Origin of the sequence: Klebsiella sp. BIGb0407 (genome assembly GCF_024807845.1) — a bacterium.
In the GTDB taxonomy this organism is placed as follows: domain Bacteria; phylum Pseudomonadota; class Gammaproteobacteria; order Enterobacterales; family Enterobacteriaceae; genus JGM124.
The window spans coordinates 386,116-401,875 of record NZ_JANUEQ010000002.1 but is presented as its reverse complement, the minus strand read 5'-3'; the positions used below and the strand labels follow the sequence as shown (position 1 = coordinate 401,875).

Here is a 15,760-nt window from a genome sequence, read left to right as displayed (position 1 = left end):
TAATTATAGCGTGACACCGCTTTTAAATATCGCCAGTTCACGGAAGTCATTCACTTCGTTTTTAGTCTGCTCGCCATTTACCAGACGAACAACTTGCTCGATAAAATCATCCAGCAAAGTATCCATTGATTTACCTGTCAGCAGGGCGCCAGCATTAAAATCAATCCAGTGTGGTTTTTTGGCGGCTAATTCATTATTGGTGGCGATTTTCATGGTTGGGACAAAGCCACCGTAAGGGGTACCACGGCCGGTAGTGAATAACACCATATGACAACCCGCGGCTCCGAGTGCGCTGGTGGCAATGGCATCATTACCGGGTGCACTTAATAAATTGAAGCCGGGTACGCGCAGGCGCTCACCGTATTTTAAGACATCCATTACCTGACTGGTGCCCGCTTTTTGCGTACAGCCTAATGATTTTTCTTCCAAGGTTGAAATACCCCCGGCTTTATTCCCTGGTGAAGGGTTTTCATAGATAGGCTGTTCATGAGCAATAAAATAGCGTTTGAAATCGTTGACCATCTCGACGGTTTTTTCAAAGGTCGCTTCATCATGGCAGTGATTCATCAGAATTTGTTCTGCACCAAACATTTCCGGCACTTCGGTTAATACCGTGGTGCCCTGGTGGCTGACGAGGAAATCAGAAAAACGTCCCAGTAATGGGTTAGCCGTGATACCGGATAAACCATCTGAGCCGCCGCACTCGAGACCAAATTTAACCTCGCTTAATTTACCCGGCACACGCTGATTATGTTTGACGATGTCATAAAGCTGATTGAGGTTTTCAATACCCGCTTCTATCTCGTCATCTAATTGCTGGCACACCATGAATTTAACCCGTTGCTCGTCATATTCACCGAGTGTCTCTCTGAATGCCGCAACCTGGTTATTTTCACATCCAAGACCGATGACTAATACGCCAGCAGCATTAGGATGACGCACTAAATCCTGCAATATTGTGCGGGTAGTGAGGTGATCATCTCCCAGCTGAGAGCAACCGAAGGTGTGGTTATAAAGGTATACACCATCAATACCTTCAGGTTCAGGATGCTGTTTATTAAAACGCTCGATCATTTTACGTGCCAGGGCGTTTACACAACCGACGGTAGGGATCACCCAAATTTCATTTCTGATTGCGATATCGCCATTGTTACGGCGATAAAGCGTAACTTCAGGATCGGCCAGGCTGGCATCAAGTATTTTATGCTCAGGCTGGTACTGATAGTCATTAACGTCACTGAGATTAGTGGCGATATTGTGGTTATGAATGTGCTCGCCGATAGCGATAGCCTGTTTAGCATGGCCTATTGGTAAACCATATTTGATAATATTTTCCCCAGCCTGAATAGGGGAAAGGGCGATTTTATGCCCGCGGCCTACTGCCTCAGTCAGCGTGATAGTCTGGCCGTCTACGTTGACCTCTTCTCCAGCTGCCCTATCTATTAAGGTCACTACGACATTGTCTGTTGAATGTATCTTTATAATTTCTTTCATGTTTCTCGTATCCTGGTATCGAAACGATAGAGTGAAGTCAACGCGATGGCCTTAATAGTATCCGGGTTATTAAGCCAATGAGGAGGATTATAGATCGTGGTCTATATCTTTTAAAGTTATTATACCAATTTTCGGGCGGTTTATTTTCGTTTTTGCAGCACTACAGATATAATCAGGCAATCAACATGCCCGCTGACCCCTGCTGGCGATAAGAGGAATATCGATGAATTTACCGGTAAGTGAACAACGTCTCTATCAGCACGTTGCCTCAGTCATCAAGGAAAGAATTGAAAATAATGAATATTCTGTAGGATCAAAACTTCCTGCAGAACGCTTGCTGGCTGATGAAATGAACGTGAGTCGTACGGTGATTCGTGAGGCGATCATCATGCTGGAGGTTGAAGGCCTTGTGGATGTCCGCAAAGGTTCGGGTATTCACGTTATCAGCCAGGTGTCTGCTCAGACTGCGGTGACAGCTGCCTCACCGGTACTGGAATTTAGTCAGTGCGGTCCTTTTGAGTTATTACAGGCCCGACAACTGATTGAAAGCCATGTGGCTGAATTTGCTGCAACTCAGGCAACCAAGGAAGATATTCTGAAGTTGATGGAGATCCAGAGAAATGCTCGTCAGGAAGACAGATTTCGTGATTCGCAGTGGGATTTGAAGTTCCATATGCAAGTCGCAGCATCAACGCATAATAGTGCGATGGTGATTATTGTCGAACAGATGTGGAGCCAGCGGCTGCGCAACCCTTACTGGCTAAAACTGCACGAACATATTGATAATCGTTCGATTGATAGCTGGTGTGATGAACACGATAAAATCTTACAGGCGTTAGCCCATCGTGATCCTAAAGCCGCACGTCAGGCAATGTGGCAGCATTTAGAAAATACTAAAAAAATGCTCTTTAATGCTGCCAGTGATGATTTTGATTTTAATATGGATCGATCGATGTTTGCTGACAGCCCGCTTCCAGGGATGGGGTCGGCTGAGTAACATATCTTGTGATGTTTGTCCGGGCGGTACCTGGCCCGGACAATAATATATTTATTCTATTAGCATATACCTGAAAACGATTTATCTTTTTTTTGCACTGCATATGTCCTGATTTTTTAAGGCGTTATTTTATTTTCACGATTGACTTTATATCATGTTATTTAATATTGTAATTACCTTACTCGCGTATTTAAAACCATTTATTTTTTTAAATGATAATTGTTAATCATTTAAACGCTGCTTTAAAAAATTAGATAATAAATATCAGAGGGATACAGAGAGGAAAGGGATGAGCGAAAAATGTTTTAATCTAAAAGTTGGTGGTATGCTTTTTGAAATAAAATCAAATGAAACTATTTTAGAATGTGCCTATAGAAACGGTATGAGTATAAATTATAAGTGTGCATCAGGATACTGTGGGAAGTGCCGAACGCGGTTGCTCAACGGTAGGGTCAGACTTGAACATTCCGGCGGAATATCCCGAAGAAATATCGCCAGAGGATTCGTACTGGTTTGCTGTACTTTCCCCAAGAGCGATATTGAGATTTAATAAATAGTCTTAGTAATAACCCACCTCTGAAAAGATGGGTTATTATTGCTATTATTTACGATTGATAATCTCTTCCGGAATAGGTTCGCCGTGATATTTTTCATAAATAGCATTAAGCTTGCCGTTTTTCAGATTAGTTTCAATCCATTCATCGAGTTTTTCTTTTAGTTCAGGCTGATCTTTTTTCAATCCGATAGCCAGGTCAAATACTGTTAATGTCATTTTTGGCTCAAATGCCAGCTTTGGATTCTGTTTATGGATCTGTTTTACCAGAGTGGCCGATGTGGCAACTGCATAGGCCTGGCCGCTGACGGCAGCCGTGACAAGGGTAGCATCATCATCATAGCGTTGAACCGAGAAACCATTTTTCGCGGCATCTTTACTCAGCATTGAGTCCTGAGTGGTACCGCGGGTGACAGTTACTGCACGCCCTTTAAGGTCATCCCACCCTTCTATTTTTGTCGCCGTTGGCGCGGCAATCACTGAGCGTAATCCCGCATAAGGACGCGTAAAATCAATAACCTCGGCACGCTGTGGTGTGACCGACAGCGTCGAGATAACGATATCGGCTTTGCCTGTTTGTAGGTTTGGAATTCGGGTTGGGCCGGTCGTTTCAATAAACTTAAGCTTTAATCCCCAGTCTTTAGCCAGCAGTTCCGCTGTTTCAACATCAGAGCCTATCGGTTGCATTGAAGCATCTAACATACCTGAAGGCGGAATAGATAAATCGGTAGCCACCCGGAGTTCGCCGCGCTTTTGAATATCTTCGAAAGTATTGGCTGAAACAGATAATGAAAATACAGCAGAGAGTAATGTCGTTGCTAAGATGATTTTTTTTGTAGGGTTCATTTTTATGCTCCTGAATACATATCTGGTCAATAAGGTGACGGTATTAGAGATCGTTTGAAATAAATTCCTGAAGCTCCTCAGTGGCGGGATTTTTTAAGATATCGACAGTGCCGCTTTCATGGACTTTGCCGTGGTGCATAAAAATAACTTTATCGGCGATTCGACGGGCGAAGTTCATTTCATGAGTGACCATCACCATCGTCATACCGCTGCCAGCAAGGCGTTCAATAACACGTAGCACTTCACCGGTTAGCTTGGGGTCAAGAGCAGAGGTGACTTCATCGAATAGCATGACTTTGGGTTTCATCGCCAGAGAACGGGCGATAGCAACACGCTGCTGCTGGCCACCCGAAAGTTGTTCGGGGTAGCTATCCGCTTTATCCGCCAGACCGACTTGTTCGAGCACAGAAAGAGCCAGATGACGGGCATCTTTCCTGGCCATTTTTTTAACCGATATCGGTCCCAGAGTGATGTTCTGTTCAATGGTTAAGTGGGGAAACAGGTTATAGCTTTGAAATACAATACCGACATCCTGGCGCAGTTTGCGCAGATCGATATGCGGGTCTTCTACATGATGACCGCAGACCTCAATACTGCCGCCATTGATAGTCTCCAGCCTGTCGATACAGCGCAGGGCAGTACTTTTACCTGAACCACTTGCGCCAATCAGGGCAACAACCTGGCCTTTATTAACAGAGAAAGAAACATCCTTCAGTACCTGATTCTGGCCAAAGCTCTTTTGTACATTGCTCAATGTAATAATGGACATAGTGATGACCTTCAGCGGTTAATTAATTTGTGGAACGGCAGATGCCGACTGGCTGGCTTTCTTTTCTGATGCACCACGCTCAAGCCGACGGCTCAGTGCCGAAACCGGGAAGCAGAGACAGAAATAGATAGCTGCAACAATGAGATAAATAATAAATGGCTCAAATATAGAGTTATTAATTAACTGACCGGCACGCGTTAACTCGACAAAACCCACAACAGAAGCAAGCGAAGTATTTTTAATAATTTGTACTGAAAAACCGACCGTTGGCGGGGTGGCAAGTTTAACCGCCTGAGGCAGTATGACTTTAAACATCCGCTGGGTACGGGATAACGCCAGACATTCAGCGGCTTCCCACTGAGAACGTGGTACTGACTGAATACAGCCGCGCCAGATCTCACCCAGATAAGCACTGGCATAAATGGTGAGAGAGACACCTGCAGCCAGTAATGGCGAGATTGAAAAACCGAGCCCGGGCAGACCGAAATAGACCATAAACATAATGATCAGGAGCGGCGTCCCCTGAACTAACTGAACCCAGCCCGTGACCAGAAAGCGTATCGGGCGTATTGGTGTGATACGTCCCAGTGCTATCAGGAAACCCACGAATCCACCGCCGCCAAATGCCATCAGGGATAACACGATGGTCCAGACGGTTCCTTCCAGTAAAAACTGGAGATGAGCGAAATTAAGGGGAAAATGCATCATCTTATCTCCCTGGTTAGATGGCCGTGCCGAGGCGGCGGCGGCGTGGAAAAATCGCTAACCCAAACAGCCAGAAAACGAGTCGCATCATCAGTGAGAGCGCGATATAGATACCGGCGACGATGAAAAAGGTTTCAAAGGGTCGGTAGGTTTCTGATTGAATAAAGTTCGCGGTCGCCGTCAGTTCCTCAGTAGATATTTGTGATGTGACAGAAGAAGCCAGCATTAGCAAAATAAACTGACTGGTCAGTGACGGATAAACACGTTCAATTGCCGGACGCAGTGCCACATGCCAGTATTGCTGCCACTTTGTTAATCCCAGAGTTTCAGCTGCTTCCCACTGCCCTTTATGAATCGAGTCAAAACCGGCACGCATAATTTCCGCAGTATAGGCACCAACATTAATCGTCAGAGCGATAACCGAGACGGTAAACGCGCTAAACGAAAAGCCCAGACTTGAAAGGCCAAAATAGACCAGGAAAATCTGTACCAGAAATGGAGTATTACGAATCGACTCAACATAAATCGCGGCGATTCTTACACAGATTACCGATTGAGATCGCCGGGCGACGGCACACAAGGTGCCGATAAGAAAGCCCGTCACGGTCGTGACGATTGCCAGTTCAGCGGTCAGCTCCGCCCCATCCAGCAATAGCCGCCATTGTGAAAGAATTGCTGAAAAATCGAGATTCATGGCTGGTTACCCCGGCTAATTAGTTGCGGTTGTTTTGCCCGGTAAGACGGTCATACACTTTAAATAGCGCCTGATTACCATTCGCCCCTTCACCGTATGCCTGCGCATTCTGATACTGAGTGGCGACTAACGCGGTTGCCGGAAGCGGCACCGGGTGTTTTTGTGCAGCTTCCAGCACCAGACGAAGATCTTTCATCATCAAGTCGATGCGAAATCCTGCTGAAACATCACCTTCAATCATTAAAGGCGCCAGTTTATCGAGCATCCAGGAGGCAGCCGATCCGCCCAGGAGAACCTCACGCATTTGTACCAGGTCGATATCCCAGGCGCGGGCCAGAGCCAGCGCTTCACAAATAGCCTGAATATTGATCCCACAGATCAGTTGATTACAGAGCTTCACGGTTTGGCCTGCACCAGAGGCTCCGACGTGATTAAGCGTGGTGCCCATTGCCTGTAAGAAAGGGGTGGCTTGAGCGAAGCCACTGGCTTCGCCGCCAACCATAATGGTGAGGGTGCCATTTTTAGCGCCAACCGGGCCGCCGGATACCGGAGCATCCAGCATCGTGATGCCAGCAGCCGCTAATGCCTGGCTAAATTTGCGGGTGGCATCCGGAGCTATAGTGCTCATATCAACGAATAATTTTCCGCGTGGCGGGTGAGTCAACAATCCGCTTGCACCCAGGACAATCTCTTCAACCTGCGGGGTATCCGGCAGCATCGAGATGACGATATCGGCATCTGTCACAGCGGAAGGAATATCCGGCATGATTTCGACCCCGAATTCACGCAGGGCATCACCTGCGCTGGGGACAATATCAAATGCGCGGACGGTAAAACCGGCCTGGGCAAGGTTGCGGGCCATTTCACGTCCCATCACGCCTAAACCCAGAAAGCCGACGATTCCGGAAGCTTTATTATTCATCGTTATTCTCCTTCGCTTTATTCGCTATTAGTTTTGCTGTTCGAGTTGCGTGAGTTTCTCGACGCGACGGATAAAATCGATATCCTGAACAAACTCAGCTTTCAGGAAAGATTCAATCAAGTCCCGGGCCAGCCACGGGCCGACAATCTGGGCGCCAATACACATCACATTGACATCATCATGTTCGACAGACTGATGGGCGGAATGCACGTCATGACAGACAGCAGCGCGGATCCCTTTCACTTTGTTGGATGCAATAACAGCCCCGACCCCAGTGCCGCAGACCAGGATGCCGCGCTGATGTGTTCCCTCGCGAACTTTGCTGCAAAGCGTGGCGGCGATATCGGGAAAATCCACCGGGTCAGGGTTATGGCTACCAATATCAGTCACCTGATAACCCGATTGTTTTAACCAGTTAACGAGCTCTTGCTTCAGGTGGAATCCTGCATGATCACTACCAATCACTATTTGCATCTCTTGTTCCTCAAGGGTTTTTAGTTATTTAAGGGTTAACCGCTCACCATACGAATGGTGGCACGACGGCGAAAATCGGCGCCAATCTCAAAGTGGCGCCCAAGTAATTCATCAGCAAGGTCTTCATTACGTTCGACAATGGCGGCAAAAATGGCGCGGTGATGGTCAATCAGGAATTCTTCAATACCTTCGACTTGCATGATCTGTTCACGTCTGTCGAGGTGTGACCTGTGCACTAAGACACTGATTGACTGGTAAATATTGATAAGCGTTGGTGAACCAGAGGCATTGACAATGGCTTCATGGAAACGGAAATCAGCGAGGTAACCTGACTGTGGGTCATGAATGGTATCGATAATTTCTTTCAGGCAGCTAGCAAGGCGGTCGTAGTCACTCTGGGTTCCACGATGGCAGGCAAGGCGTACCGCCTGACGTTCTATGGCAATTCGCGCCTGCATCACGTCGTCCACCACATTCGGCTGGTGTGCGAGAACAAACGTAAAAAACTCGCCCAGAACAGAGACATCCGGTTTTGTTACTACGGTACCAATGCCATGACGTATCTCGACGGCACCAATCATGGCGAGTGCTCTTAATGCTTCACGTAAAACAGGACGACTTACACCTAATTTTGCAGACAGTTCGCGCTCAGGTAGCAAACTATCTCCTGCTTTCAGCTCTCCTGTTAACAGTTGCTCCCGCAAAAAATTAACAACTCGGTCGTAACCATTGCTGTTTTCTGTCTTTTCGCGCCTGATTTCCATAATCTTTTCCATTGGTCTCTAGTGGTAATACCAATGGTAGATATGTTAATAAGATATTAATGTGATGTTGATCTGTTTTTAACCAGAGCAATTTGTGAGCACTATCGCATTTATCGGTGAAGGATCTTTTTTTGTGAAACGGATCGCGGGAGTTCACTAAGCGAGTGATGTCTTTCAGGGGGAGATAAGCTGGAGACGGAGCTTCTGGAATAATGACAGCGAGTCTTCAAGTTGCCCGGATCGTATTTTTGCTGTTTAGCAGCACAAGCAACTTGAAGGAGAGAAGAGAGTTATTTAATCAGTTTGCAGACTTCGGGTAGATTTCTGAATTTATTCTGCCACGGCATACCATAACCTATTAATAAATCATCATTAGTCATCTCCCAGGCATAGAACTGAGGGACTGGGATGTCAATGCGTCCGGGCTTAACAAACAGCGTGGCAATAGCGAGTGATTTGATTGAGTAGTGCTGGGTTAAGTGTTCCACCAGCCGTTTCATGGTGCCACCGGACTCGATAGCATCATCAATCAAAATGACATCCATACCGTTAATATTCACGTTATTATGAAAAATAATATCAGACTTGTTTTCTCTCTGGCCTGGAGTATGCGGGCAGGAGATGTAGTCCATATGGACATCAAAATTAAGTTCCCGCACTAAATCTGCGGTATAGAGTATACCGCCAGGAACCACAGTAATAATTGCAGCTTCCTGATAGAGACTATTTAGCTGTTCAGCAACAAGTTTTACGCCGGTCTGGATATCTTTTTTGGAAATAATAACTTCACCTGCATGTGATGTTTTCATCATGATTTTTGCTCACTGAAGATTGTGCTCGTATGTGTTCATGTAAGATACGAATATATGCTCGATTGTGCAATATTAATCGCATTTTGTTTGTTGTGTATCCTTAAAACGCATTCATCGAGCTTGATCGAGCATGGCCTGTAGGTATAACAATGATACAAAGCACCATGACTCTGCTTCACTGGGCTGAGCCGTCAGACTATTTTTCCCCTCTGTTGATACAGCAGAGGAAAATGATCGCAGAATCTATTAATATAAGGCAGACATTACCGACAGAAGAGCCGTAGAATGTTTCGATATATATTATTAATATTGTCTTTTGCTTTTCATACTGGCTTTGTAAAGGCTGATGAGTATATAGAATATAATAAATGGTATTCAAAAGACGGTGTTCTCTATGATATTACCCAAACCCAGGATAGCGAGCCGGTCATGTTAAGCATCTTTGCGGCAGGTAAAAAAAATGCCAACATGGTGGTATCTTATTATAGTCCGGGGGCATGTGAAAAAAATATAAACACCCTGAGAATGGACGGGACTGATTTCCCGGCACAGTATTCGTGCGTGCCAGAAAAAACGGGTAAAATCAATCACTACACTGTTACCGATGCAGGTTCTGTTAATTATCTGGTTGAGCGCTTAAAGTCGGGTTTTACCGTATTACTTCAGGATAATATTAAAGTCTGGGTCGAAAATTTTAATGATCCTAAATACGGTGTTGCGCCTAATTTCTGGTGAAACCGATAGCCAGCATAAATATTTTATACTGACTATCGGTAATTATAGAACATTAAAAATTAGCGTAAGGGATAAGCGGTTGAGGAGGAAGATCTAAATCACCCATCCAGCCAGCCTGAGAATAACGAAGATAAATTAGCGCATGACTCGGGGTATAATCTTTCGCATGCTGTAGATCAATGCCTGCGCCAACAGACCAGTTTTCATTGAGTCTTCTTTCTACCAAAGCCTGGGCTGTATAACCAAAACCATTACTGGAAGTACCTGCATTGGTGTCAAACCCAACAGGATAGTTAATATTGCCATTACTCAATAAAGAAGCGATTGGATATAATTTATGGGTCGATGTCTGAGAATGCGACCAGGAAGCTGATGAACTCAATTCCCATGACCAGTTTTCAGTACGCTTACGCCAGGTGACTGGCACACTGAATGAAACATACTTCTGCGGACTGAAGTAGCCGCCCTGGCCAAGATAATAATCACCCAGATCCTTGTTGTAGTGCCAGAGCATATTGTTAGCGCCGACAGTCAGCCGCTGATTATTCTCATTGAGCAGTTTGTAGTAATAACCCCCCATCCAGCTCACTTTCCAGTTATCTTCGACATTCTTACCTTTTAGCGAGTCAGCATCAACGCTGCCCCAGAAACCGTGCTCCTCGCCCTGGTCATAACTGGCGCTGACGCCAGCTCCCGTTGCTCTCACGCCTCCCCAGGTCGTATTGGTATTAGGGTCGTGCTGACCCGCAAAAGCCAGTAACGAGTTAGAAAGCGGGCGGCGATGGAGATTCAGGGTGTATCCGACATCACCTATATCATCGCTGTAGCTAATTCCACCGACGACATCGACCACATCAAAACCGAGTGGGGTGGTACCGATATCCATCTGCCAGGTTTGGTTTTTCCAGCCGGTTGCCAGGCTTACACCGTTAGCTGTTTGTTTTGGTACACCGAAACAGGCTTGTTCCTGGCAAGTCCCCCATGCCGCATTACTTTCAGATAAAGTACCCGCGTTCATACTGACTTTATCGGTTCTGAACCAGACCCGCCCGTCACTTAATGGCGCATCGATTTGCAACATGGTGGTATGGGTTTTCAGATCGGAATAACCGGGCGTTCCGCTGGAACCGCCGTATTCATGACTCAGTGTGACATTCACATCTTGCTGGCGGTGAAGGTCAGCGGCCTCACGACGAATGCTGCTCTTGAGCCAGTCATCCTGCTCATTATTTCTGGTAAGTCGGGTATAGGTTGCATCATCTGCTGGCGAAGTCTTGCTGATCCGGGCGGCAGGCATCGCATCTTTATAGGCTTGTTTTGCGAGTAGAGGCTTCCCACTGGCGATATAAAAGCGTGCCGCATCCCGCAGGATAAGCGCATTGTCCATTGAAGGAGGCTGATGTCTGGCCCACTGAGTTAATTGGATAAACAGCTTATCGGCTTTATCTTGTTCGCCGATGGTTGACCAAAGGCTGGCGAGTACTCTTTGTACCCCAACAGAGGACTCTTCTGGAGCCGCTGAGAGAACAATTTTTTGTAACTGATGGCGAGCCCCGGGCAGATTATTTTGCGCAATGGATAGTTTTGCCAGGCCCATTAAGGCATCGGTATTATTGGCAGAATAACCGAGTACCTTTTTATAATAGCTTTCAGCTACCGCAAACTGTCCCGCCTCTGTTGCCCACTCGCCTAGCAGCAAATCTCTATTTTCGGATGCAGGCTGATTTGCTAATAAATTAAAGGCTGCTGTTAACTCGCCTTTTTCGCGCATCAATTGAGCCTGTGTGATAACAATCTGTGTATTTAAGCGAGCAGCCAGGTCAGTAATGTCTTTATCCCACTTTTCATGCGGGAAAGTGTTCAGGTGTTTCAGGGCTTCAACATCTCGTGAATGCCTCGACAGATACAAAGCATAAGTATAAATCCGCTCTGCATCCGGATTACTTTTGGCAGCCATGTCACGCATAACTTTATCCGCATCCTGATGCTGGCCGGCAGAATCAAGATTACCGGCCAGTCGATAGGCGAGCCAGGCATTATCGGGGTCATTTTCAAGACGCTGGCGCTGAATAATCGCGGCTTGTGCCCACTGACCTTGATTTTCGAGGACCTGTGCTTTCTTCTCTCTTTCCTGGTCTTCTAAACGGCGCAGTAAACCTTCAATACTCTTTTTCTGGCCCGGCGAAAGACTGGCAATGAACGCTTTTGCCCGCTCTTCAGACTGTTGTGAGTAAACGCTTACTAGCGAACTCAATATATTACTATTATTACGGTCGATGCGCAGTGCCTGCTGATAATAACGCTCAGCACCGGCATAATATTTTTGCGCTAATGCGACATCTCCAAGCCCCTTTACCGCATAGCTATCACGTGAGCCCATTTGCAGGGCTCTTTGATATGACTGCTGTGCCGCGGCGAATTGCTTCGCTTCCAGCTGCTTATCACCTTGCGCTATCAGTAGCCAGTAGCGGTTGATTTCCAGCAGGTTATTCCACTTACTGCGGTTGCTACTCTGCGGATCCATCTCAATCGCTTTTTGCAACTGCTTAACCGCCAGTTCACGCTGATTTTGCTGGGAATAAGCCTGACCCAGAGCGCCGACTAATTCACTGTCATCGCTATTGTTACGCAAGGCGATCTGAAGCTGGGAAATAGCTGCCCCGCCATGACCTCGAGAGAGATAAGCCAGGCCGTTGGTTCTGGCTCGGAAGGCGGGATCAAGAAGCTGTTTTTGTTGGGTATCCAGCGTGCTCTTAGCCTGGTTGACCATAGCTTCATTATCAAAAATAACTAAAAAGCGTTGTAATGCGTCAGTACTGGCCTGGCTGACCGGCATATCCTTGATTTGGGCGAACCATGCTTTTGCCGCATCATCGCGTCCGGTAGGCGTCTGAGCCATCTCTTCCAGTAACTTAAAACCTTCCTGAAGTTTGCCCTGACTGAACTGCAGTCGTGCGATATTAACTTGTACCGGTATATTGCCAGGGTCTTTGCTCTTGATTGCCTTGAGTTTATTCAACGCCAGCGCTACCTGAGACGGTTGCTTCGCTACCGTCATCCAGTATTCAATCGCTAAATCACCAGCGGGTTCATTGCCTGAAAATATTTTCTTATAGGCGTTAAGAGCAGCGGTAGTATTGCCAGAAGAGGCAAATAATCGCGCCTGCTGTAACTGTAAACGCAATTCTGGATTAGCCAGAAGGTAAGACTGAAATGATTCACGATAAGCCTGAGAATCGGGGGCCATGCCAAATAATATATCCAGCTGCTGCTTTGCGCCTTCGTTATCCCCCTGACGGAGCAATAAACGTAATCGGGCGGCAATAACGTCGGGATTATTGGTATCCGTCAGGACTAAGCGAGAGAGGGTCTGATCAATTAAATCCTGGCGATTCAGAGATTCGCCCAGGTGCAAATTTTCCAGTAACTGCTGCGTGGGCGTTGGCGCAGCCTGAGCCTCAACGGCAAATATGATTGGCCAGGAAAATGTAATGATATTTAATGAAATTTTGCCCATTCTTCTTTTACCCTGATTGGGGATCATTCTGCTCTTCGAGGCCATTTTTTATATTGATAGTGGCTGGTTTGTATCATAGCCGAAAAGCGCCAGCTTACTGAAAATAGATACTTAATTTTTGAAGTCACCCCCGGCAATCAGCTTACCGAGGGTGATTTGTTTTTCTCTATTTCAGGCGGCGACGGCTAAGAATATGCAGAACACGCCATAATATCCAACCCAGCAGGATCATCGTCACGACGGCTAAGATACTCAAAATAATCGGGTGTGCTGATAGAGCAAACCAGATACGTTCATACCAGGGTAAATGGCCGACATAGTAGATATCCCCGACACGCAGCGCATTGACACCAGAGTCACGAATAATGGTCACTGAACCGCCAATAAAGGCACGTTTACCGCTATCACCAATGGCCTCATTCAGTAACTCATTACCACGCGGGCTATCGGCCAGTAACGCCAGAACACTTCTTTGGCTGTTATAAGGTGACTGGAAGCCCAGTATCGCAGCCATAGGTCCGCTGGAGGAAATCGTCGTCTGGGTTTCTGCTTCGCTATCTTTAGGATCTGGCACCCCATTTAATAATGGGGTCTGGCGCAGCGGTGTTTTTACCCAACTTTCTGTTGCATTCACCAGTAACGCTATCTGTTTATCATCTTTAAGCTCAGGTGGAATCGAACCGATAATCATAATATCGGCATCTTTATCCTTAATTGATTGCCCGTCGTCGGTGATGGAAAAATTCAATGCCGGGAAACCGGTTTGTGCGCCTACCATTCCCAGTGTATCCAGCATTGTCGTCACCTGGCCTGGCTGTGGGTTTTGACTGACAACAATCAGTGTTTGTGACAGATCTGCCATGCGACTGAACGGGAATCCTGAGTTAGCAAATACGCGCAGGTCTGGCATGGCGATAAAATGGTAATAGCTTGAGAAATTAAGGGTCGAGCTGTCTTCAATCACCACATGATTAGGCACTGGCTGATAGGTAATACAGTTTTCCAGCGTTCCCCCTGGCATTGGGTTCATATAGGAGAAGTCAAAACCGAGCTGATTACGAGAGCCCAACTGTAAAGCCGGGATAGCGATATCGGTTTTGTCATCCAGTAAGCCCTGTATTACCGGCAGACGTAATAACTGATTACCCGTCTCTTTCGGCGTCAGATTAATAGACTGAACAAATTGATCGTTCAGGCTAATAGCCAGACGAGAACTGTCTTTTTCAACGGGTGCGGTATAGCGGTATTTGAGATCTAAATCGATACCGTCACTGCGGGCAATAAACAGGTCCGGAGGCAGATTCACGTTAATACTGAGAGGTCTGGGGACGATTCCCGTTGACTGAAGCTGCTGAGTATAGGTTTTTAGCTCCCCTAAACTGACAGGCCTGTCTGTTGGTACCCAGTTCGGTGCGTCATAAGGTTGACGCGGAACGATCGGTTTGACCTCATCAACCGTGACGCTGCTACCACGGAATAACAGGTTACCTTGAGCAATCCCTTTTGCCGCAACGATCAGGTCGTTATCGTCACGTCCGAATACGACCAGTAACTTAATATACGGGTCCTGTGGATGGCTTATCATTTCGATAGTAGGGCGCGTCACCGTTGGATAGTTTCTGAGAAAATCCGGGCGAGTTTCATTGGTGGCAAACACAATCGCGTTATTTTTGGGTAACTGGTTATACAGAACAGGGAATTGCTGGCCACGCCATTGCGTTTTGGTGCCAAACCAGGAGGCGATGATGCCTGCGGCTTCCTGTTGTTTCAGACTTGGCGTGCGGGAAAAAATCATCGGCAGGTTCAGGACTCTGCTGTCATGTGCGTCAAAGAACGGTTCCGGGAAATAGGACAGATCGTTTTTGAGCAGCAGACTTTGATAGTTCAAATCCAGCGAGCTGTTACGTCCGATATCCAGCCACAGAGTATTATTGGTTGGGTTTTCACAAATATCCCGATAATGCCCGAGAAACTCAAGACGTATCGTATTGAAATCAGCGACATAACGAGGGTCGATAGGCATCTGTGCGACAGTTTTCTGGCCTAACTGTTCTTTTGTTACCGGCAAGACGCCCATCAACTCATCATTAAGATACACTTTTAGCTGGGACTGTACTGGCAGCAGCGCAGGCGAAGGCGTGTACTCAAGATTAAGTACCGCTTTGGAGACAACCTCATCACGGCGGGTATCAAAGGTAACCCTTGCGTCAGGAATAATGCCCTTCAGGGCGATATTGCCAGGTGCTGGCGCTATCTGTGCAAAGCTTAATGTCACATTCCGGGAGGGCGCTTGCTCCATGATAACTGGTTGACTCATCTGAGCTGCTTGAGTTCCAGCCTGTGAAGATAACGTGGAAGGCTCGGGAGAAAGCGTTGCTTCACCACTAGCGTTATCGATCGAATGAGCCGACACAAGTGGAGAGGCATAAATGCTGGCGGCGACTGCGCAAAGCCAAAGTATTTTTCTTTTCATCACAT

At 46.7% G+C, this 15,760-nt stretch carries 14 protein-coding genes; 3 read left to right on the top strand and 11 right to left on the bottom strand.

All coding sequences use genetic code 11. The annotated features are described in order from the left end of the window. Window positions 1-3 precede the first annotated feature (3 nt). Window positions 4-1,494, bottom strand: a complete 1,491-nt coding sequence (locus M2387_RS09005; RefSeq protein WP_259048821.1) for a UxaA family hydrolase — start codon at window positions 1,492-1,494, stop codon at window positions 4-6. 223 nt (window positions 1,495-1,717) lie between these two features. Between M2387_RS09005 and exuR the strand changes: the two genes are divergently transcribed. Then, complete coding sequence (gene exuR, locus M2387_RS09000) at window positions 1,718-2,491, top strand: transcriptional regulator ExuR (RefSeq protein WP_259048820.1); 774 nt, start codon at window positions 1,718-1,720, stop codon at window positions 2,489-2,491. Between the two features lie 289 nt (window positions 2,492-2,780). After that, on the top strand, window positions 2,781-3,041 hold the full coding sequence (locus M2387_RS25895) for a 2Fe-2S iron-sulfur cluster-binding protein (protein ID WP_409039659.1): 261 nt from the start codon (window positions 2,781-2,783) through the stop codon (window positions 3,039-3,041). A gap of 51 nt (window positions 3,042-3,092) precedes the next feature. Here M2387_RS25895 and M2387_RS08990 read toward each other — a convergent pair whose 3' ends face one another. The 8 genes from M2387_RS08990 to M2387_RS08955 form a co-directional block, all read right to left on the bottom strand. After that, a complete protein-coding gene (locus M2387_RS08990) occupies window positions 3,093-3,890 on the bottom strand; it encodes a transporter substrate-binding domain-containing protein (RefSeq protein WP_259048819.1) in 798 nt (265 codons plus the stop codon). Window positions 3,891-3,933: 43 nt separating this feature from the next. Continuing rightward, window positions 3,934-4,659 carry an amino acid ABC transporter ATP-binding protein gene (locus M2387_RS08985; RefSeq protein ID WP_259048818.1) on the bottom strand — a complete coding sequence of 242 codons (726 nt, stop codon included), beginning with the start codon at window positions 4,657-4,659 and terminating at the stop codon, window positions 3,934-3,936. A gap of 18 nt (window positions 4,660-4,677) precedes the next feature. After that, window positions 4,678-5,367 (bottom strand): amino acid ABC transporter permease, encoded by a 690-nt coding sequence (locus tag M2387_RS08980; protein WP_259048817.1) that lies wholly within the window; start codon window positions 5,365-5,367, stop codon window positions 4,678-4,680. Window positions 5,368-5,380: 13 nt separating this feature from the next. After that, window positions 5,381-6,058 (bottom strand): amino acid ABC transporter permease, encoded by a 678-nt coding sequence (locus M2387_RS08975; protein WP_259048816.1) that lies wholly within the window; start codon window positions 6,056-6,058, stop codon window positions 5,381-5,383. A gap of 19 nt (window positions 6,059-6,077) precedes the next feature. Then, a complete protein-coding gene (locus M2387_RS08970; protein WP_259048815.1) occupies window positions 6,078-6,980 on the bottom strand; it encodes an NAD(P)-dependent oxidoreductase in 903 nt (300 codons plus the stop codon). A 27-nt stretch (window positions 6,981-7,007) separates the two neighbouring features. Then, a complete protein-coding gene (gene rpiB, locus M2387_RS08965; protein WP_259048814.1) occupies window positions 7,008-7,454 on the bottom strand; it encodes a ribose 5-phosphate isomerase B in 447 nt (148 codons plus the stop codon). A 35-nt stretch (window positions 7,455-7,489) separates the two neighbouring features. Further along, window positions 7,490-8,218: a FadR/GntR family transcriptional regulator gene (locus tag M2387_RS08960; RefSeq protein ID WP_259048813.1), complete on the bottom strand. Its 729-nt coding sequence runs from the start codon at window positions 8,216-8,218 to the stop codon at window positions 7,490-7,492. 290 nt (window positions 8,219-8,508) lie between these two features. After that, window positions 8,509-9,030 carry a phosphoribosyltransferase gene (locus M2387_RS08955; RefSeq protein WP_259048812.1) on the bottom strand — a complete coding sequence of 174 codons (522 nt, stop codon included), beginning with the start codon at window positions 9,028-9,030 and terminating at the stop codon, window positions 8,509-8,511. 429 nt (window positions 9,031-9,459) lie between these two features. Here M2387_RS08955 and M2387_RS08950 point away from each other — a divergent pair, with 429 nt between their 5' ends. Further along, the gene (locus M2387_RS08950) at window positions 9,460-9,765 is read left to right on the top strand and encodes a hypothetical protein (protein WP_259048811.1); all 306 of its coding nucleotides are present in this window, start codon (window positions 9,460-9,462) and stop codon (window positions 9,763-9,765) included. A gap of 52 nt (window positions 9,766-9,817) precedes the next feature. Here the strand turns inward: M2387_RS08950 and bcsC are convergent, their stop codons facing one another. Further along, on the bottom strand, window positions 9,818-13,282 hold the full coding sequence (bcsC, locus tag M2387_RS08945) for a cellulose synthase complex outer membrane protein BcsC (RefSeq protein WP_259048810.1): 3,465 nt from the start codon (window positions 13,280-13,282) through the stop codon (window positions 9,818-9,820). 166 nt (window positions 13,283-13,448) lie between these two features. Beyond that, window positions 13,449-15,755, bottom strand: a complete 2,307-nt coding sequence (bcsB, locus tag M2387_RS08940; protein ID WP_259048809.1) for a cellulose biosynthesis cyclic di-GMP-binding regulatory protein BcsB — start codon at window positions 15,753-15,755, stop codon at window positions 13,449-13,451. Window positions 15,756-15,760: the final 5 nt, after the last annotated feature.